A 20,221-nucleotide genomic window follows, 5' to 3' on the forward strand; every position below is an offset into this window, starting at 1 on the left:
GCTTCAGTATATTTTGTGAAGGAGGGACATGAAATGGTGGAAAAATGGGTTTGGATGGGTGTGGCGGGGGTGATCGTAGGCTATGTCGCTTTTGCCAATATGAGCGTTCCGACGAACACCTATACTACATCAACGGCGGGTGCCACGCATCAGACAGCTCCGCTTAGCATGCAGAATAAGCAAGGGGAAGCAGCGAAGCGTATCGTACATGACCAAAGAATGCAATTCGGAGGACAAGGACAAACAGAATTTAGATTTGAAGAGGGGCGCAAGCTGTATATCAGTATCAAGAATACAGGAAGGCAACCCGTACGATACAAGCTCAACAGTTCGAATGGATCAGACTTGCAAGGCACAACGAGCGGCTTTTCTAGCCGAACGTTACAGCCGGGAGAACGCCACGATCTGCTGTTTATCAAGCCAGAGGGGCAGAATGAGGCTGCAAATGGCTCCTTGAAAGAGCTGATTTTGAAAGTAAGTACGGACGACGGATCACGAGGAGACATTAAAACCTTCGCATATATTACACTGTAAGCTCCTTCCAGAATGGGCACGACATGCGGTCATTAGTCTACTTATGTTACAATAGAACGGTTGAAGACTTAATGAACAGAATAGGTCAGAGTAGAAAGCAGAAAGGATGACCCGTTGTGCCCAAAAAACATGAATCCGATAATCACAAAATGTCACGGAGGCTGTCACTTACAGCCATTTTACTTACACTTACATTTGTAGCTCTTACTGGCTGCGGTCAGGATAATAATGCTGAACCGAGTGATGCGGGAAGCAGTACAAGCATGATCGAGAACAGTGCTGGAGGCAATCAGAGCAGTTCAGCACAAAATGACAAAGCAGCTAAAGAGAGCGAGAGTGCAGAAAACAGCGGTACTGATGCGAAAAAGTCACCTTCCGTCCCAGCTCCTTCAAAGGATACATCTTCTGCTCCGGCAGCCTCCAATGCATCTCAAAATCCTTTTGAGGTAGCAGGTATTCAAGATCCTAAAGCATTTTTGAACACATTCAAAGCCTTGCAGAAGGCTGTTGCCGACAATGATAAGGAGAAGGTAGCCAATTTTATTTTGTACCCTCTGCGTGTCAATGATAGTGAAAAGTCGCTAACGATTCCGAACAAAAAAGATTTTCTGGCTAAATATGATCAGATTTTTACGGACGCGATTCGTGAAGCGCTAGTGAACCAAAAGACAGATGAGTTGTTTGTTAATTATCAGGGAGTTATGGTGGGATCGGGTGAGCTGTGGCTGAGAAGAGCTACGGACAATCCGAAGCATTTTGGAGTCTTTTCAATTAATCTTGAAACGGTAGCCAACTAAGTCGTATTCCACGTGTGCCCATGCCCTCTAGGCGGTCGGAAACGTATACCATGTTTCTGACTGTCCCCCCTTGAAGAAAGCAATTTATAGATCATCCCATTCCAAAAAAAGGTTTGACATCCCTCATAAAACTCTCGTATTATATCCATATAACTCATTAAACAGGTAGGAATTAAAGTATTAAAGTATAACCTCGCCATTCTGGCGGAGAACCTCTAGGAACAGCAGGCAGACACTGTCCAAGCGACAGGTTTGACCTATCAGGGCTGCATCAGGGAATTCTCCGCCCTTTTTTTTGATTATGTCTGTAAATAACAGGCGTAAATGAATGGGTATTTACAAATTACATAGAATGAGGGGTGTCTTGATGAAGAGGAATTATAAAACCGGACTTATTCTCGGACTATCTTTGGTTTTAACGATGGTGCTAAGTGCTTGCGGGGCAAGCAAGGAAGGGACGCAAGCGGATGGTAGCTCTGCTTCCGGCTCCAAGGACGTGGAGTTGCTCAATGTTTCTTATGATCCGACCCGTGAGTTGTATGAGGCATATAATAAAGCGTTTGCCGCCCATTGGGAGAAGGAGAAAGGACAGAAGGTTACAATCAAGCAATCCCACGGGGGATCTGGCAAGCAAAGCCGCTCTGTGCAGGACGGGCTGGATGCAGACGTGGTTACATTGGCCCTGGGCTATGATATTGATGCGTTACAGGAGAAAGGGCTTATTAAAGAAGGATGGCAAAGTAAATATGAGCATAACAGTTCCCCATACACCTCAACCATCGTGTTATTGGTACGTAAAGGGAACCCGAAGGGGATCAAGGACTGGGATGATCTAGTCCGCGGCGATGTACAGGTCATTACACCGAACCCTAAAACCTCGGGCGGAGCCCGCTGGAACTATCTTGCAGCCTGGGCCTATGCGCTCAAAAAGAACAATAACGATGATGCCAAAGCCCAGCAGTTTGTACAGGAGCTGTATAAGCATGTGCCGGTATTGGATAGCGGAGCGCGTGGAGCGACGACGACTTTCGTAGAGCGTGGAATTGGCGATGTGCTGATCGCTTGGGAAAATGAAGCACTGCTGTCTGTGAAGGAGCTAGGTGCGGATAAATTCGATATCGTATATCCGTCGATCAGTATTTTGGCTGAACCTCCGGTAGCGGTGGTCGATAAAGTGGTAGATAAAAAAGGTACACGCGAGGTGGCGGACGCGTACCTGAAATATTTGTACAGTGAAGAAGGGCAGACCATTGCTGCCGAAAATTATTATCGCCCCACATTAGAGAGTGTGACGGCAAAGTTCAAGGATCAATTTCCTAATCTGGAGCTTGTAACCTTGAAGGATGTATTCGGAACATGGAAAGAGACACAGCAAAAGCATTTTAGCGACAAGGGGATTTTTGACCAGATTTATGTACCTGGTAGTTCATAACATAAGTGAAGTGTAAAGGCGAGAGGATCAGTTGACGCGAGTGCCATAGTCAAAGGATGCAGAGAGGGATGGACAGAACATGAGTCAAATGCAAGCCACCCGAAAACGCGTACTTCCCGGTTTCGGGTTAACGATGGGTTATAGTGTGCTGTATCTCAGTCTGGTGGTGCTGGTGCCATTATCAGCACTGCTCCTGAATTCAACCGGGCTGACGTGGGAGAAATTTTGGGACGTGGCGACGGATGCCAGAGTGCTGGCTTCCTACAAGGTGAGCTTTTTGTGTGCCGCAGCCGCGGCGCTGATCGATCTGTTTCTCGGTTTATTGATCGCCTGGGTACTGGTGCGTTATGAGTTTCCAGGGAAACGAATGTTTGATGCGGTCATCGATCTGCCCTTTGCATTGCCCACGGCGGTGGCAGGGGTTGCGTTGACCGCTCTATATGCACAGAACGGCTGGATCGGCTCACTGTTCGAACCGCTTGGGTGGAAAATGGCATACTCACAGACAGGGATTACGCTCGCGTTGATGTTTATTGGCATTCCGTTCGTCGTACGGACAGTTCAGCCGGTGCTGGAGGAGCTGGACAAGGATGAGGAAGAGGTGGCTGCTACGCTGGGAGCGGGCAGATGGCGTACCTTCCGCAGCGTTATTGTGCCGGAGCTGGTACCCCCGCTGCTGACGGGTTTTGCGCTTGCCTTTGCCCGCGGCATTGGCGAGTACGGATCTGTCGTCTTCATTTCTGGCAATATGCCGATGAAGACCGAGATTGCTCCGCTGCTCATTATGTCCAAGCTGGAGCAAAATGACTACGCAGGGGCTACGGCGGTGGCATTGATGCTGTTGGTCATTTCGTTCGTACTGTTATTCGTGATTAACAGTTTTCAGCGCTGGTCACGGCGCCGTGCAGTCTAACGCAAATGTCTAACGTTAGCATGCAGACAGCAGAGGTCTGCGCATTAACCCCGTGTTCAAGGAGGGATACATCATGTCACAAGCGATAACTGGGCAGGAGCTTGCTTCTGCACCAGTGCCTTCATCCGCACCGCCCAATAGGGTTACAACCGAAGCCCCTTGGGTCAAGTGGACGCTCATTGGTGCTGCTTTTTTAGCTTTGCTCTGGGTGTTGGTATTGCCGCTAATCGTCGTGCTTACCGAAGCACTCAAGCAGGGATGGAGCGTATACGTTGAAGCGCTACGGGACCCGGATGCCATGTCCGCATTGCGCTTGACGCTGCTGGTGGCAGCGATAACGGTTCCGCTGAATACGGTATTTGGTGTAGCGGCCGCCTGGCTGATCACAAAATTTCATTTTCGCGGCAAAGGTGTGCTGGTCACCTTGATTGATTTACCCTTTGCGATCTCGCCTGTCGTCGGAGGACTGATGTATGTATTAGTGTTTGGCGCACAGGGCTGGCTTGGGCCGTGGCTGGACGAGCATGATATTAAAATTATATTTGCTTTGCCAGGCATTATTTTGGCAACGCTGTTCATTACATTTCCTTTTGTTGCGCGCGAGCTTATTCCGCTGATGGAAGATCAGGGGCAGCAGGAGGAGGAAGCGGCGGTCACACTGGGCGCACGCGGCTGGCGCATTTTCTGGAAAGTGACGCTGCCGAATATCAAATGGGGTTTGCTGTACGGCATTATTCTGTGTAATGCGAGAGCCATGGGCGAGTTTGGTGCAGTGTCCGTCGTCTCGGGACATATTCGGGGCGAGACGAATACACTTCCGCTGCATGTTGAGATTTTGTATAACGAGTATCAGTTCTCGGCATCTTTTGCGGTGGCCTCGTTGTTGCTGCTACTTGCTTTGGCAACCTTGGTGCTTAAAAGCTGGTTTGGACGCAAACGCGTGCATTAATTAATAATTGTGTATATGATCCAACAGGGCCTCTCTTTGTGTCTATCGTCTGTTAACGGCGAGAAGATGGGAAGAGAGGCCCTTGTTCTAAGGTGGCTTATATGGATAATAAAATGATCATATCAAGGCACGTTGGTGTGCCCAGGAGGAGCGAAGGGAAATATGAAACATCCGTTTCAGTCCTACCGTCAGTTGTTTCCGGTGCTGTCCTCACATATCCATGTAGGAAGCTGTTCCCAGGGGGCGATATCGAGACCGGTTTCCGCTGCCATTGAGGAATATCATCGAAGCTTGCTGCAACACGGTCATAACGGCGACCTATCTATGGCACGGTTGGAGGAGGCAAGAGGACATTTTGCCAAGCTCATCGGGGCGGAGCCTGACGAAATTGCGGTGCTGTCCTCAGCCTCTGAGGCGATTGCTGGCGTGGCCACTGCCCTTTCTTATGTACCGGGAAAAGAAGGGATTGTGTATGCAGACACCGACTTTCCGACGGTGGGCCACATCTGGCAGGCACAGGAGATGTTCCGTGATCATATTTGCTGTATCCCTTCTACGGAGGGAGAAGTGACCCTAGAGCAGTATGAGGAGCATGTTACGGAGAATACTGCGCTTATTATGGTATCCCATGTGAATTATACCAACGGATTTCAGCAGGATCTCAAATCCATTGCACATATAGCTCATCGAAATCAGGCGTTACTATTCGTCGATGCCTATCAGTCTGCAGGAATGATTCCGATAGACGTAAAGGCGATGGGCATAGATATGCTGGTCGCGGGAGCACGCAAATATATGCTGGGGATACCGGGAGTGGCTTTTCTTTATATAAGTAAGGAGCGAATAGAACGCTTCAAGCCCCGTCTTACGGGCTGGCTTGGACAGGAGTCAGCCTCCCGGTTTGATATTGCTCATCCGGTTCCGGCGGCAGGAGCCCGGCGCTTTGAGACAGGATTACCTTCCTTCATTAGCATTTTTGCCGCCAATGCAGCCTTAAAGCTGCTGCTGGAAATTGGGGTCACGAACATTCAGACCTATATGAATGAGCTGTTGGACTTTTCTATTGAATATGGACGTAGCAAAGGGTTACACATACGTATACCTGATGGAGGAGGCACTTTACCAAGTCTGCTCGCTGTTGAAGTAGCCGACGTGTCGGCAGTAGAGAGGCGTTTGCGGAGCCGAAATATGATTGTGTCAGCACGAAAGGATGTTATTCGTGTGGCTCCGCATTTTTACAATACGGCAGAGGAAGTCCGACGGGTCCTAGATGAACTAGGTGGGAGTTGTTGAACAGCAAAAGCCTCTTCCGAGTCAATGGGAGCGTAGCATTTCCCTTTTACACAGGAGAGGCTTTTGTTAGGATAGAGATGTTTAATTATACAATCCGTTTGCGCAGCCAGCCGGATATCAGATCCGTCAAAATGATCAAGACTACAATGCCGAGTAAAATGACGCCTACACGGTTCCAGTTGCGCATTTGGAGTGCAAACAGCAGCGGAGTACCAATACCACCTGCACCAACCAGACCGAGCGTGGTTGCGGACCGGATGTTAATTTCAAAACGATAGAGCGAATAGGAAAGAAACTGTGGAATCACCTGCGGCAGCACGGCGAAGAAAATGACCTGCCAACGGTTGGCACCGCACGCGATCAAAGCTTCCTGCGGTCCGTGATCGACGCTTTCAATCGTTTCTGAGAAAAGCTTGGCCAGCATGCCGATGGAGTGAATGCCGAGGGCAAGCACACCTGCAAACGAGCCGGGACCTACGGCTTTAATGAATAGAATGGCGACGATCATTTCGGGAAATACCCGAATGACACTAAGTACAAACTTCCCGCTGCCTGATAAGGGGCGTAGACGGGTCATATTGCTCGATGCCCAAAAGGCAAACGGAAGACAGACAAATGCGGATACGAAGGTTCCGAGCACTGAAATGACCAGTGTATCCAGCAACCCACGCAGCAAGTCCTCCCCCTCAGGGATGTAGACAAATGACCAGTCGGGATGAAGAAAGCCGTCCAATATTGCGACAGAGACGCTTTTGGCCGTCCCTTGTAATCCTTCAAACTGCATCCCGCGAAAAGCCCAAATGTAAATGATAATTAGCAGAATAGCTAACGCCCAAAAGCGCAGGCGGGAGCCAATAGGTCTGCGAAGCGTAGGATCATTCATAATAATTTCCTCCGTAGCAGGTTACTGCCGTAATCAATCGCAAGGACGATGACGAGGGTCAGTAGAATAATAATGCTTGCCCGGTCATATCGGAACAGCCCAAGGGAACGGTCAAGCAGCAGACCGATGCCGCCCGCACCGACCAGTCCCAGAACAGAAGCTGCGCGCACATTAACCTCAAAGGTGTATAGCAAATACGACACAAAATAAGGCAGTGCCTGCGGAACCACACCAAAGGCGATGACTTGAATGCGGCTCGCGCCAACAGCGGTCATGGCCTCCAGTGGCCCGGGATCAATGGCTTCAATCGCCTCAAAGGTCAGCTTGGCTATGATCCCGAAGGAGAAGAACAGCAGGGCGAGCATCCCTGCAAACGGTCCGATGCCGAATACGGCCACAAAGATCGAGGCAAACAGCAAATCGGGAATCGTCCGTACCAGGTTCAGGATCGTGCGCATCGGCAGCGAGATTAGCTTGCGCGGCATCACATTATAGGCGCACAGCAACGCGACAGGGATTGCCAATATGGCTCCCAGTGTCGTACCGACAATAGCGATCTGGATCGTTTCCAGCATCGGTTTCCAGATGATAGGCAGGTAACTCCAGTCAGGAGGAAACATTTCTTCCAGCAATTTGCCCATCTCTGGTAAGCCAACGATCAATTGGTAAGGCGTGGCATCCGTATGAATGGAGCAGGCTATCAGCACCACGATAAAAATCATCCAGGTAGCGTAACGCTTATAACGTCCTGGCAAAGGTGGCCCTGCAGGTGGCTTGCCTGGCTGCGGTGGTCCAGCAGATGGTGACGGTTGCGACGAAGAGAGCGGCTGGGCAGTAGAGTCGGGCTTCATGATCCCACTCCCAGCAGTTCATCATGCTTGATGGCCCGGCCGTAGATCTCCGCAAAGGCTTCATCCGTAGCCTCCTCCGGTGTGCCATCAAAGACGACCTCTCCCGCGCGTAATCCGATGATCCGTGTTGCATATTCGCGCGCCAGATCAATGAAATGCAGATTGACAATGGTCGTAATCTGCATTTCCCGGTTAATTCGCTGGAGATCGTCCATCACCTGGCGGGTGGTCAGCGGATCAAGCGACGCGACAGGCTCGTCCGCCAGAATGATTTTAGCTTCCTGCGCCAGAGCACGCGCGATGGATACACGCTGCTGTTGGCCACCGGACAATTCATCGGCGCGGCTATAGGCCTTTTCGCGGATATTCACGCGTTCCAGCGCCGTTAGTGCCAGTTCGATGTCTTCCTTCGGGAAGAGACCAAGAATGGTCCGCAGCGTCGAATGATAACCGACGCGGCCCGAAAGTACGTTGCGAAGCACCGTCGAACGCTTAACCAGATTGAAGCTTTGAAAGATCATGCCGATATCACGGCGAATGCGCCGCAGCTCGCTGCTTCCAGCAGACGTGACAGACCTGCCACCTACAACGATGTCGCCGGACGTAATGTCATGCAGTCGGTTAATGGAACGCAGCAGGGTGGACTTACCCGCACCGGATAAGCCGACAATGACGACCATTTCTCCCTCCTGAATCGTCAAATTAATATTATTCAACCCTTTGGTGCCGTTCGGGTATGTTTTCGATACGTTTCGAAATTCAATCATATGCTCCCAACTTTCTCCCCGATGGGGTGGAATGAAAACAACACCGCCATGAATACATGGACGGTGCTGCCCTGTCATTCGTAAAGCCTGTTTCGTACCTGTTACTTTACCGCTTGGCCGACAGCTTCGGCGTATTCACGCACAGAATCGAAGTTTTTATCGTCGCCCTTTTCATAACCTACATGGGTGTAAATTTCTTTAATGATTTCGCCGCCCTCAGGGTCGTTGGCAATGTCAATAAAGGCTTGGGCGATTTTGTCTCTCCATGTTTGATCCATATCGGAACGTACGCTGACGGTGTCATTTGGAATTTTAGCTGTGTAATGAATGACACGTGTTTTTTCAAATACGTCCGGGATTTCCTTCTTCACTGTGTTACGTGCATCCTGGAAAACAGCGACAGCATCAACCTGACCGTTCAGCAGCGCCAGAATAGCAGCGTCGTGGCCTTTGATCGTCACACCCTGCACATCTGTGTCCGGGTCCACGCCAGCTTTTTTCAGCTCTGCTGCGGGGTACACATAGCCTGCGGAGGAGGTTACATTTTGCCAGCCAACCTTCTTGCCTTTCAGATCAGCCAGACTTTGAATTGGAGAATCCTTTTTCACCACGATCATTGCTTTATAAAAGTTTACTTTTTCAGTCGTGTCCTTGCCTGTGGCATCTTCAATGCCATAGCGTTGAGCTTGCAGGAGCAAGTCGGCCGCTTTACGGTTATCGTGTGCCAGTACATAAGCATTAGGCGGAAGGAACCCTACATCTACCTGTTTGGAAGACATGGCTTCCACAATCGTATTGTAGTCAGGAGATACGGTTACTTTCACCGGGATTCCCAGCTTGTCCCCCAGCAGTTTTTCGAGCGGTTTAGCTTTGGCTTCGAGGGTATCTGCATTTTGAGAAGGAACGAATTGTACCTTTAACTCCTTAGGGACATAGGCTGTGCTTTCGTTTTTAGAGCCATCTGTACCCGGAGTGGAGGCGCTGTTGTTATTGTTTGCATTTGAGCCACAAGCGGCTAAACCCGCTGCCAGTGTGAAGGTCATGCACAAGGTCAGTGCTTTTTTGAACAAAATAATTTCCCCCTAAACATCGTAATAACGAAAATTTAAAAAACCTGTAAATTCAGTGACAAACCAAATCTTAACAGCTAGTCCCACAGGTAGGGTAAAAAGCACTCCTGACTTTGGTAAAAATGATGTAAAATTTATCATTTGCTAGAGGCCGTAGACTGTACTTAAGCGAATTGCTTGTTTTAACATTCTCTTAACAGTGCTTTGTTAGACTTATTCAAGCTCTATGACCGAAGCTGAGGGAGAGAACAAGATTGGATATTTTGGACGTTAATGATAAGACAGGGCGGGAACATGCAGGTGCTGGGAAGGTGAAATTCCGCATTATGGTTACCACCGATCTGCATGTCAGCTTGTGGAATTATGATTACTATATGGATCAGGAAACGCAGCATTATGGTCTGGCGCAAACCGCGAGTCTGATTCATAAGGCCCGGGCAGAGGTGCCCAATCACCTGCTGCTGGATAACGGAGATGTAATTCAGGGGAATCCAATGGGAGATTACGCTGTACAGCGGCTCCAACAGGACCCAAGTGAGGTGCATCCCGCCTATAAAGCAATGAATCTGCTGGGATACGAGGCAGGCAGTATCGGTAATCATGAATTTAACTATGGGTTGGAATATTTGCAGACTTGTCTTCGAGGAGCGCAATTTCCTTACGTGAATGCCAACATATATATAGCAGGAAAGGAAGAACAAAACTACTTTACGCCTTATCTATTGCTGGATAAGACAGTAGAGGATGAAGCAGGCAACAAGCATCTGCTGAAGGTGGGTGTCATCGGCTTTGTACCTCCGCAAATTATGCAATGGGACAAGGCATGGTTGGAAGGAAAACTTATCGTCAAAGATATGCTGGAAACCGCCAGACGGTTTATTCCAGAAATGCAGGCGGCCGGAGCCGACCTCATTATTGCTATGCCTCATGCAGGCTTTGAGGATATTCCCGAAACCCCCAATATGGAAAATGCGGTGCTGCATCTGAGCAGGGAGGAGGGGATCGATGCCATTGTGTTTGGTCATGCACATAAAGTATTTCCTGGCCCTTCGTTTATAGGTATGACAGGTGTTAATGCAGAGCAGGGCACCATTCATGGCATTCCAGCAGTAGAGCCGGGCTTCTGGGGAGATCATCTGGGTATCATTGATCTGGATCTGGCTCTTATTGGAGGAAAGTGGCAAGTGGCTGCATCTGCTGCCGAGGTACGCCCGGTGTATGACCCGATACGCAAGGAAGCACTCGTCCAACCAGATACTGCTATTCAGCAGGCGGTAGCAGATGAACATGCTGGAACCCTGGATTATATTCGTGCACCTGTAGGTCGAACGACGGTAGCAGTGAACAGCTTTTTTGCCCAGGTGATGGATGATGCTTCGGTTCAGCTTGTGAATGATGCACAAATTTGGTATGTGAAACAGCAGCTACAAGGGAGCGAGTATGAGGGGGTTCCCGTTCTGTCGGCAGCCGCTCCTTTTAAAACAGGGGGCAGATATGGTCCGGCGTATTATACCGATATTCCCGCAGGGACGATGGCGATCAAACATATCGCCGATCTGTACAATTTTCCGAATACGCTGCATGTCGTTCAACTGAGCGGGGCAGAAATTCGGGAATGGCTGGAGTGGTCTGCCGGTCAATTCCGGCAAATTGATCTTTCGGCAGAGGAGGAGCAAGAGCTGATTAATTCTGAGTTTCCAAGCTTTAATTTTGATATCATCGATGGCATCGAGTACCAGATTGATGTAACACAGCCAGCCAGATATGATGCTGCCGGGGAACTAAAGGACCTAGATGCGCACAGAATCATTCATATGTCTTTTGAAGGGGAACCGATGGATATGCAGCGGAGTTATCTGGTTGTTACGAATAACTATCGCGCGTTCTCCTCTGCGTTGGTTAATCCAGGTGGGGAGCGAATTATACTGGCTTCACCGGATGAGAACCGGCATGTGCTGACTGAGTATGTGCGGCATATGAAGACGTTGACGCCAAAGGCTGACGGTCACTGGTCCCTCGCCCCATGGTCGGGTCGTCCACATGTGACGTTCCTAACCTCGCCGCAAGCAACGCATGTCGCCAATGCTTATTCTGAATTGCTTTACGAAGGGCTGACGGTAGAAGGATACGCTAAGTTTGCTCTTGATTTTCGGTGATTCTAAATCATTTTGCAAGTTGTGATCTTCTAAGTCCACAGCATCAAAATAATAGAGAAAGACTGTCTCTCAGAGGACGGTCTTTTTTCATAAAACAGATTTAAAATCGTACGAAACTCGTGATTTTGTATGTCCTGAGTCGTGTTTAAAGTTATTGACCTCTCGTATAATTAGACATATACTTTGATTAAACAAATTTTGGTTTAAAAGGTAATGAAAAAGTCACCATCATTCGTTTGAGGGGGTGTCCCTTTGGAAAAAAACACCACGATCCGCGCACAGATAGAAAAGTATATTCAAAGTGAAGGTATTTCGATGCAATGTTTTGCAGATGCTTCCAAGGTAAATCCGGGTACACTTAGCGGTATACTTAACCGAAACCCACCACGGCCTATTTCAGTTAATCAGCTTGATCTGATTACTGAGGCGATGGGATTGGAAGAAGGATCTTTGTTCGAGATGTATGTAGATGAGTGTTTTATTCATTCCTTGCCCCACTGGAGAAGGTTGCGTCCATTTCTTCTTCGTTGCTCAGAGTTGAACAAGCTGGACTGTATACGCAGTGTGCTGGGCTATTTGATGGACGATTTATCAAATATTCCGGCTATTTTTGAGACTGCAGAAGCGATGTTTGAGGATGGCCGACATGAAGCCTCCATGCTTTTGTATGATTGTGTTATTGAGAGTGAGAAGTATACCCACTCCGAACGGTTGGCGATTAGCTATTTTCGCATATTCCAGATTCAGATTAAGGATAACCAACGGAACTTGAAGGCTGCTGTACAATTCCATTTATACCGTAGTCGTCTACCGGAAATTTATGCACTGGAAGGCTTACATATGCTATCTCAAGTGTTTGCTTTAAAAATGCAATGGTCCGAGATGGAAATGTATGCGGACGAGCTAAGGGAGCTGGCGCAGGCATTGTATCGCAATCGGAACCGTTTTGGAGATGAGCACCTGGAGCTGCTTAAGCCGCTCGTTTATTACTATGCTCAAGGGCATCTGCTGAAGGCCAGCTGCTATGAGTTTCAGGGTAGATATGAGGAATCCAAGCAATGGATTGAAGGTTATGCAGATTTGAGCTGGTTTGAGGGTCTGGACGAGGAAGGCTGGAAAGTAGTCAACCTGCATCGTGTATATGCACAGGGCAACCGACTTTGTATTGAAATCAAAATGGGTAACACTTCTGCAATCTATGAATATATTACTTACCTGCGCGAGCATCCGGATGAGACATTGGAAGGCTTGAATACGTTGCTCGAATCAGCGAATCGGTTTGGTTATTTCGTGGATGCCGAGCTGGAGCTGTTCAGCCAGCAACTCAAGAGTTTCTGGGAGCTTGCACCGGAACAATGGGACACACATTATCGCAAGCACTTTAATGCATTTCGCTTTGCCTCCTTTTGTAAGGTGTATGCGGAATATTATTTTCGAAAAGGCGATTACCCCGAAGGGTTGGAACAAACACTACATTGCCTGCAACTGTCTGTCGATAACAGCTATACCGAGCATATCATTGGTTGTATGGCTTTATTTGAGCAGCACCGGAATTTTGCTACCCCAAGACAGCAGCAGTTGTATCAGAGTTTTTGCCTCGGCGTACGGGCAAATGAAAAAAATCATGCCTATGATCACAGTACGGGTGGGTATTTATAAGTCTAAAATTCATTCAAATTCTTCATATAACACGTACTTACGAGGATGTTCTCATTTCAAAGGGGGATATTCTCGTTTTTTAGCTGTTGCTGGTTCTTGTGACTTTTCGTATGGAAAGGACTGTTTTGCGCGTTGACAAGTTTCGCATGCAGGATTAGGATAAATGCAGCACAGAAAGTGAAGGAGAGCATATACTAATGACGATTCCCAAAACACTAACGATAGCCGGCTCCGACACAAGCGGCGGAGCAGGTATTCAGGCGGACCTGAAAACCTTTCAGGAGCTTGGTGTATATGGCATGACTGTATTGACTACCGTAGTTGCGATGGAACCTAAAACCTGGAACCATCTTGTATATCCTGTTGCGTTGGACGTGGTTGAGGCGCAGCTGCGTACTGTATTGGAAGGTATCGGTTTTGATGCAATGAAGACCGGTATGCTGGGTTCCGTAGATATCATCGAACTGGTGGCCAGCCATTTGAAAAAGCATGATCTGAAACGGATTGTAATTGACCCGGTTATGGTCTGCAAAGGCACGGATGAAGTGCTCCAGCCAGAAAATACAGAGGCCATGCTGGAATTGTTGATTCCTGGCGCTGATCTGGTAACACCAAACCTGTTCGAGGCTTCGCAACTGGCGAAGAATGGACCGATCACGACACTGGAGCAGATGCAGGAAGCGGCTGCTATTATCCACGAGCGTGGTGCTAAGCATGTACTGATCAAGGACCGTGGCAAAGTTCGTGCAGGTAAAGCAATGGATCTGCTGTATGACGGAATCACTTTTGACTGGTTTGAAGCGGATGTTGTACAAACCAACTTTACCCACGGTGCAGGCTGTACCACTTCGGCCGCGGTAACGGCTGGTTTGGCACAAGGTCTGACTGTGCGTGAAGCTGTGGATCAGGCCAAGAAATTCATTACACAGGCCATTGAAGGTGGCTTCAAGTTAAATGAATTTGTCGGTCCGACCCTGCATGTGGCACATCGTTTGCAAAATCAATAAAGTATGAAGGGCTGCCATAGGAAGGAGACTTATAAATCTCCACCAGACTGTATATATATTGAGGTTACTTTAGATAACGACATCTATGATATATGGAGTTAGCCTAGGCTCAAAAGCCGCAATACATGGTATTGCGGCTTTTGAGGTTGTATTATTTTGGTATTTCAGCTTCCAGTTTGGTCTAATCGTACTGTATAATAGGCATCAGATTTATTACATTAAAGGGGGAAATGAAGCAATGACATTATTCAGCGAAATGGCTTACAGCCGGCCAGAACAACCTGAAATTGAACAGCGGTTTAAAACACTGTTACAGCAGTTTCGTGAAGCGGACAGTGTAGAACGTCAAAATGAAGTTATTCATGCCATTAACAAGCTGCGCAGTAACGTGGAAACGCAATTGCAATTGGTGGAAGTTCGGCACTCCATTGATACGGAAGATGCTTTTTACAAAGCGGAGCAAGAGTACGCTGATGATTTCATGCCGGTTATTCAGGAGTATGTAACCGATTACTACCGCGCATTGGTAGATTCTCCATTTAGAGCTGAGTTGGAGAGCCAATGGGGCAGCCAGCTTTTCAGTATTGCCGAGGTGGCGCTCAAGTCGTTCCACCCGGATATCATTGAGGATTTGCAGCAGGAAAATAAGTTGACTTCGGAATATGCCCAATTAATTGCCTCAGCGAAGATCCCGTTCGAGGGAGAAGAACGCACATTGTCACAGCTCCTGCCATTTGAAATGGCAACCAACCGCGAGACACGCAAACAGGCCTCCGAGGCCAAGTATCAATTTATGAGTGAGCATGAGGACGAGCTGGATCGAATTTATGATGAATTGGTCAAGGTACGTACGCGCATGGCACACAAGCTGGGCTATGACAACTTCGTAGAATTGGGCTATGCCCGCTTGGGACGTACAGATTACAACGCAGAAATGGTAGCCAATTTCCGCGAGCAGGTGCTGAAGCACATTGTTCCTCTGGCAACCAAGCTGAAAGAGCGCCAACGCGAGCGGATCGGAGTAGATCAGCTCCGTTATTACGACGAGGGCTTCAACTTCTTGTCAGGCAATCCTACGCCAAAAGGTGACCCGGACTGGATTCTTCGTAATGGAGCGCGTATGTATGAAGAGCTATCACCGGAAACACATGAATTTTTCAGTTTTATGGTCGAGCGTGGACTGATGGATTTAATCAGTAAAAAAGGCAAGCAAAGCGGAGGCTACTGTACATTTTTGAGCGAATATGGCACGCCATTTATTTTCTCCAATTTTAATGGGACATCCGGTGATATCGACGTATTGACTCATGAGGCAGGTCATGCCTTCCAGGTCTATGAAAGCCGACATTTTGAAATTCCCGAGTACCACTGGCCAACCATGGAGGCGGCTGAAATTCATTCGATGAGTATGGAGTTTTTCGCATGGCCTTGGATGAAGCTGTTCTTCGAGGAAGACACGGACAAATATCACTTTGAACACCTATCTTCATCGTTGCTGTTCGTGCCTTACGGCGTAGCCGTAGACGAATTCCAGCATGCCGTATATGAACACCCGGATTGGACACCGGCCGAACGTAAAAGTGCATGGCGTTCCATTGAACGGAAGTATAAACCGCATCTGGATTATGAAGGCAACGAGTACCTCGAAAAGGGTGGATTCTGGCACAAGCAGGGACATATTTTTCAATCTCCGTTCTATTATATTGACTATACACTGGCACAATTGTGTGCATTCCAGTTTTGGAAACGCATGGGTGAAGACCGCGCAGCAGCATGGAAAGATTATTTGAAGCTGTGTCGTGCCGGAGGAAGCCGATCCTTTACCGGATTGGTTGAGCTGGCTGGATTGATCTCGCCGTTCCAAGACGGCTGCATCGCCTCTGTAATCGGAGAAATCGAAGCATGGCTGACCAGCGTGGATGATAAAAAGCTATAAGCATAGCCAAAAAGGGTATTTCACTTACCTGTCTAGCTAAAAGCTTGTAGATGAGATGCTTTTTTTAATGAAAGCAGAGCAGTTGCACGAAAAAAGCCGGGAACCCTACATGATGTAGAAGCCCCGGCTTTGTGTTTATTTTAGAGTAAATATAACTTTATTCATGTTTGGTGTTGAGTGGTTTGAGATTGGCTTCAATTGATGCACGGCGCGGCTCCAAGAATGGAGGCAGTGCCAGAGATTCGCCCAGAAACTCCAGTTCCTCGTCGGTGTCAAAGCCAGGTCCATCGGTAGCCAATTCAAACAGAATGCCGTTCGGCTCACGGAAGTACAAGGAACGGAAGTAAAAGCGATCTACAAAACCAGAGTTGGAAATTTGCAGCTGACCAATACGCTCTACCCACTGTTTGAGCTCTTCCTCGGTTTCAACACGGAAAGCGACGTGATGCACACTGCCGCGTCCTGGTCGCTCTTGTGGCAGATCGTTGCGCTCTTCCAGATGAACTTCAGTTCCTGTACCGCCTTCACCTGTTTCGTAGATAACCACATCCGGTTGTCCGGCAACAGGGGAGGGGTAGGAGCCCTTTTTGCGGAAGCCCATAACCTGTTCAAGAATAAGAATGGTATTCTCCGCTTTGGGAATGGTCAGATGAACCGGACCAAGTCCAACGATGCCGTATTCCGCAGGGACAGGGCTCTTCTCCCAAGGCGTGCCGCCGCGCATTCCGTGATCATGCTCATCTGAAACGAGGAAGAAGCGTTGTCCTTCAAAATCCTCGAACGAAAGCGCCAAGCGTCCTGCTTGATCTATAATTTCGCCATGCTTCACATCCAGCTGCTCGAAGCGGTTTTTCCAATAATTCAGAGCCTTGTCGTTCGGTACACGTAGGGAGAGCGCCGAAATGCTGTTATTCCCTGTACGCGTTTGTCCAGCATGTGGAATTTCAAAGAAAGTGACTTCCGTACCCGCGGTTCCGCGCTCATCTCCGTAAAAGAGGTGATACACACTAACATCGTCCTGGTTCACTGTTTTTTTAATCAGCCGAAGCCCCAATACCTGAGTATAAAATTCAACATTTTTAGCCGCTGCTGCTGTAATCGCCGAAACGTGATGCAATCCTAACAGTTTCATATTATTTGCCCTCCTTGGTTTTTATATGATTAGGTTTTTCAAAGCAAAATAAACCGTCGGTGTAAATTTTTCTTCATATTTATTATCTTGATATTAAGATATATTATTTTTGATTGTTTGTCAACATGAATTATTCGCTGGCTCCAAAGATAGATAAACTAGATACTCGATATTATGCAAAAGCAGATACAATAAAGCATCATACAACCCAGCATAGAAATGAGCGTTTTGTGATAAGGAGGGACTCGATGTATACAGAAAAAGATTTAACGATTAGGCCTGCTACAGAAGAAGACCTATATGCACTTTGGACGCTAATTTACAAGGAAGAAGCACCGGAATGGAAGCAATGGGATGCACCTTATTATGAGCATAAGACGCTTTCTTTGGAGGAGTATTTAAAAGAGAAGGAAAAGCGAATCGGACAAGATGACTTTTGGCTCATTGAAGTGGAAGGCAAGGTCATTGGATCCGTGAGTTACTACTGGGAGCATAAGCCTTCGCTATGGCTTGAAATAGGGAGAGGTATCTATGATTCGGGGTATTGGAGTGGTGGCTATGGTACGAGAGCACTTCGATTGTGGATCGACCATTTGTTTAATACATTGCCTCTAGTAAGAGTAGGCTTTACAACCTGGTCAGGAAACCATCGGATGATGAAGGTCGGGGAGAAGCTGGGCATGACCCTCGAAGCCAGGCTTCGCAAGTGCAGATATTATAATGGAAAGTATTATGATTCGATCCGAATGGGGCTTTTACGGGAAGAGTGGGAAGTGTGATTAAAATATAAAGTATAGAAGACTCGCAAGAAGGATCTTTTTTCAAAGAATCCCATCTTGCGAGTCAAAGTTTCAATGATTTGAATCGATCATTTTTGGAATGCGAAAGGTTACTGAGGACAATCGGCAAAAATAGTTAGCAATTCATCAGCATTTGGTCCAGTATCAACTTGTTGGGCAACGACTTTTCCATCTTTAATATATGCTAATGTTGGAGTAGCTTGTAAATTGATGTGATCTCTAAGAAATTGCCGAATGGCTGGTCCCCAGTCCCCACCATCCAGATTGTAATAATAGATGGGTTGTGATATACGCACAGAAAATTCTTTTAAAATGGGAGAGAATTCACGACAATCGGAGCAACTAGGTCTACCAATATAAAGGTAAAAACCTTCTCCCGAGTTGAATTTGTCCATGGTTTCATTCGCATTAAGTCTAGGTAAATCTTTTACATCATTCTCGTATTCTTCAACAGTCGGAATATTTTTATTTTGTTCTATAGTCGTAAAATTCTTATGTTTTGCAGCATAGTTAGTATCATTAGCAATGAAAAAGCTTGTCAAACACATACAGAATATAAAAGCTAGTTTGAACGGTAGAATTTTTCGGTTTTTTATCATAAGAAACCTCCACATTAATTTTTTGCCTGATACTAATTTTACGGACATATAATATTATTTTGATTATCACCTTCTTAAAATATTTATACGGAGCCTTAACAGACTATTGAGATTAATTGCTTCAGATAGCCTGTATTCTTAAGCTGTAGTTAATCTATGAATAAGGTTACTACAGTTGATCTACGTAAAAATATTACTGTAATAATCAGCGCATATTGTGTCATTTTGCGTCTTGCTGAATACTCTAGTAACTCGTAATTATAATGGTCAGCATTGAATTTCTAATACATTTTTATCGAAAATTTGCTTTTTATAGCATGAAATTGGTTATTTTATCACTTACACATTCTATATCAAACTAAAGTGCTAATTTATATATAGCATTCTACAAATTTGATAGGATAGGTGAAGACTATGTTTAACAACAAACAAGTAGTCATAATTGATACTGGAATGGATATGACGAATCAAAGTTTAAATAAACATGTTATAGATGGAGTGAGATTTCAATTTTCAGGAAACGAAATTATCGAGGATAATGATTTTCAGGATGACCATGGGCATGGAACATCTGTGGCAGATACGATTATGCAAGTTTTTAGTGAGGCTCAGTTTTACATCATAAAAATAGCAAATGAAGAAGGGAAAACGAGTACTAGACTCTTGCAGATGGCGTTGAAGAAATGCCTTAATCTGAATATTAAATATATATGCATAAGCATTTCGGTTACTTCAGAAGGATACTATCAGCAACTTAGCCAAATTACACAGCAGTTAGTAGATCAAAATAAACTTATTTTTGTATCTGTAAAAAATGGTAGTCAGAGTAGTTATCCAGCTAGTCTGCCTACTGTCATTGGTGTAAATGGGCAAATGTTTTGTTCAATTGAGTCATTTTTGTTTTCAAAAAGTAAAGAGATCCAAGCCGTATTTGATGAAGCTCCAATTTTTGTCTATACACTTGCCGAACGATTTGCCTTTTTTAAAGGTACCTCTAAAGCGAATGCTCTTTGTGTGGGGAGAAGTATGCAACTGATCTCTTCTGAGGTGACGAACTCTGTCATTTATAATAAAGATATCACGTTTTCAGAGGTTAATGATATTCTTGAACGCAGTGCTTTGGAATATGAGGTGACAGTACCTAAATTTAAACCCATCCTTGATGCTGACATTGATAGTAACTTAGTAAAAAAATTTGGCAAGTCTATAGAAAAAGCGATTTATGAAACCACTAATCTTGAAATTGACATCCATTCTTTATATAAGTTTCCCTTTATTTCTGAGTTAACGGGAATAACTTTTAGTAATTTTGATGATTTTTGGAGTAGCTTAGAAAAAGAGTTGAATCATACCTTAAACGATTATCACAATATACATATATTAAATGTATGTTCTCTTGCAGCATTGTTGAAGTACTTGGAGGAGCTAGGTATTTAATCAAAT

The 20,221-nt window shown here is 46.4% G+C and carries 18 protein-coding genes; 12 read left to right on the plus strand and 6 right to left on the minus strand.

Annotated elements, in window-relative coordinates; translation table 11 throughout:
- The first annotated feature begins 33 nt into the window (after window positions 1-33).
- The 6 genes from G9G57_RS10795 (at window position 34) to G9G57_RS10820 (ending at window position 5,918) form a co-directional block, all read left to right on the plus strand.
- Entirely contained in the window at window positions 34-534 is a 501-nt protein-coding gene (locus tag G9G57_RS10795) for a hypothetical protein (protein ID WP_044786288.1), read from the plus strand.
- A gap of 116 nt (window positions 535-650) precedes the next feature.
- Window positions 651-1,331, plus strand: coding sequence for a hypothetical protein (locus tag G9G57_RS10800; RefSeq protein WP_016820378.1), 681 nt, complete (start codon window positions 651-653; stop codon window positions 1,329-1,331).
- A 367-nt stretch (window positions 1,332-1,698) separates the two neighbouring features.
- Window positions 1,699-2,763, plus strand: a complete 1,065-nt coding sequence (locus tag G9G57_RS10805) for a sulfate ABC transporter substrate-binding protein (RefSeq protein ID WP_044786287.1) — start codon at window positions 1,699-1,701, stop codon at window positions 2,761-2,763.
- A 79-nt stretch (window positions 2,764-2,842) separates the two neighbouring features.
- Window positions 2,843-3,676: a sulfate ABC transporter permease subunit CysT gene (cysT, locus tag G9G57_RS10810; RefSeq protein WP_016820376.1), complete on the plus strand. Its 834-nt coding sequence runs from the start codon at window positions 2,843-2,845 to the stop codon at window positions 3,674-3,676.
- Window positions 3,677-3,749: 73 nt separating this feature from the next.
- Complete coding sequence (gene cysW / locus G9G57_RS10815) at window positions 3,750-4,625, plus strand: sulfate ABC transporter permease subunit CysW (RefSeq protein ID WP_013373166.1); 876 nt, start codon at window positions 3,750-3,752, stop codon at window positions 4,623-4,625.
- A 162-nt stretch (window positions 4,626-4,787) separates the two neighbouring features.
- Complete coding sequence (locus G9G57_RS10820) at window positions 4,788-5,918, plus strand: aminotransferase class V-fold PLP-dependent enzyme (RefSeq protein WP_016820375.1); 1,131 nt, start codon at window positions 4,788-4,790, stop codon at window positions 5,916-5,918.
- 85 nt (window positions 5,919-6,003) lie between these two features.
- On the opposite strand, the gene phnE (G9G57_RS10825) is transcribed toward G9G57_RS10820, so the two are convergent.
- From phnE (G9G57_RS10825) to G9G57_RS10840, 4 genes are all read right to left on the minus strand, one after another.
- Window positions 6,004-6,801, minus strand: coding sequence for a phosphonate ABC transporter, permease protein PhnE (gene phnE / locus G9G57_RS10825; RefSeq protein ID WP_016820374.1), 798 nt, complete (start codon window positions 6,799-6,801; stop codon window positions 6,004-6,006).
- Window positions 6,798-7,652, minus strand: coding sequence for a phosphonate ABC transporter, permease protein PhnE (phnE, locus tag G9G57_RS10830; protein ID WP_113051019.1), 855 nt, complete (start codon window positions 7,650-7,652; stop codon window positions 6,798-6,800). The genes phnE (G9G57_RS10825) and phnE (G9G57_RS10830) overlap by 4 nt, the downstream gene beginning before the upstream one ends.
- Window positions 7,649-8,419, minus strand: coding sequence for a phosphonate ABC transporter ATP-binding protein (phnC, locus tag G9G57_RS10835; RefSeq protein WP_023990372.1), 771 nt, complete (start codon window positions 8,417-8,419; stop codon window positions 7,649-7,651). Before phnC ends, phnE (G9G57_RS10830) begins: the two co-directional genes overlap by 4 nt.
- 101 nt (window positions 8,420-8,520) lie before the next feature.
- Window positions 8,521-9,489, minus strand: a complete 969-nt coding sequence (locus G9G57_RS10840) for a phosphate/phosphite/phosphonate ABC transporter substrate-binding protein (RefSeq protein ID WP_044786286.1) — start codon at window positions 9,487-9,489, stop codon at window positions 8,521-8,523.
- Window positions 9,490-9,743: 254 nt separating this feature from the next.
- Between G9G57_RS10840 and G9G57_RS10845 the strand changes: the two genes are divergently transcribed.
- The 4 genes from G9G57_RS10845 to G9G57_RS10860 all read left to right on the plus strand — a co-directional run bounded on the left by G9G57_RS10845 (window position 9,744) and on the right by G9G57_RS10860 (window position 16,247).
- Window positions 9,744-11,645, plus strand: a complete 1,902-nt coding sequence (locus G9G57_RS10845) for a bifunctional 2',3'-cyclic-nucleotide 2'-phosphodiesterase/3'-nucleotidase (protein WP_044786285.1) — start codon at window positions 9,744-9,746, stop codon at window positions 11,643-11,645.
- 252 nt (window positions 11,646-11,897) lie between these two features.
- Window positions 11,898-13,304 (plus strand): hypothetical protein, encoded by a 1,407-nt coding sequence (locus tag G9G57_RS10850; protein ID WP_013373159.1) that lies wholly within the window; start codon window positions 11,898-11,900, stop codon window positions 13,302-13,304.
- 197 nt (window positions 13,305-13,501) lie between these two features.
- A complete protein-coding gene (gene thiD, locus G9G57_RS10855; RefSeq protein ID WP_164964931.1) occupies window positions 13,502-14,311 on the plus strand; it encodes a bifunctional hydroxymethylpyrimidine kinase/phosphomethylpyrimidine kinase in 810 nt (269 codons plus the stop codon).
- Window positions 14,312-14,549: 238 nt separating this feature from the next.
- Entirely contained in the window at window positions 14,550-16,247 is a 1,698-nt protein-coding gene (locus tag G9G57_RS10860; RefSeq protein WP_044786284.1) for a M3 family oligoendopeptidase, read from the plus strand.
- Window positions 16,248-16,404: 157 nt separating this feature from the next.
- Here the strand turns inward: G9G57_RS10860 and G9G57_RS10865 are convergent, their stop codons facing one another.
- Entirely contained in the window at window positions 16,405-17,379 is a 975-nt protein-coding gene (locus G9G57_RS10865; RefSeq protein ID WP_013373156.1) for a ring-cleaving dioxygenase, read from the minus strand.
- Between the two features lie 248 nt (window positions 17,380-17,627).
- On the opposite strand from G9G57_RS10865, the gene G9G57_RS10870 reads away from it, so the two are divergent.
- Entirely contained in the window at window positions 17,628-18,158 is a 531-nt protein-coding gene (locus G9G57_RS10870; protein ID WP_044786283.1) for a GNAT family N-acetyltransferase, read from the plus strand.
- 110 nt (window positions 18,159-18,268) lie between these two features.
- On the opposite strand, the gene G9G57_RS10875 is transcribed toward G9G57_RS10870, so the two are convergent.
- On the minus strand, window positions 18,269-18,778 hold the full coding sequence (locus G9G57_RS10875) for a thiol reductase thioredoxin (RefSeq protein ID WP_013373154.1): 510 nt from the start codon (window positions 18,776-18,778) through the stop codon (window positions 18,269-18,271).
- Window positions 18,779-19,192: 414 nt separating this feature from the next.
- On the opposite strand from G9G57_RS10875, the gene G9G57_RS10880 reads away from it, so the two are divergent.
- The gene (locus G9G57_RS10880) at window positions 19,193-20,215 is read left to right on the plus strand and encodes a S8 family serine peptidase (protein ID WP_013373153.1); all 1,023 of its coding nucleotides are present in this window, start codon (window positions 19,193-19,195) and stop codon (window positions 20,213-20,215) included.
- Window positions 20,216-20,221: the final 6 nt, after the last annotated feature.

It is taken from the genome of Paenibacillus sp. EKM211P, from assembly GCF_011066175.1.
Classification (GTDB): Bacteria; Bacillota; Bacilli; order Paenibacillales; family Paenibacillaceae; genus Paenibacillus; species Paenibacillus polymyxa.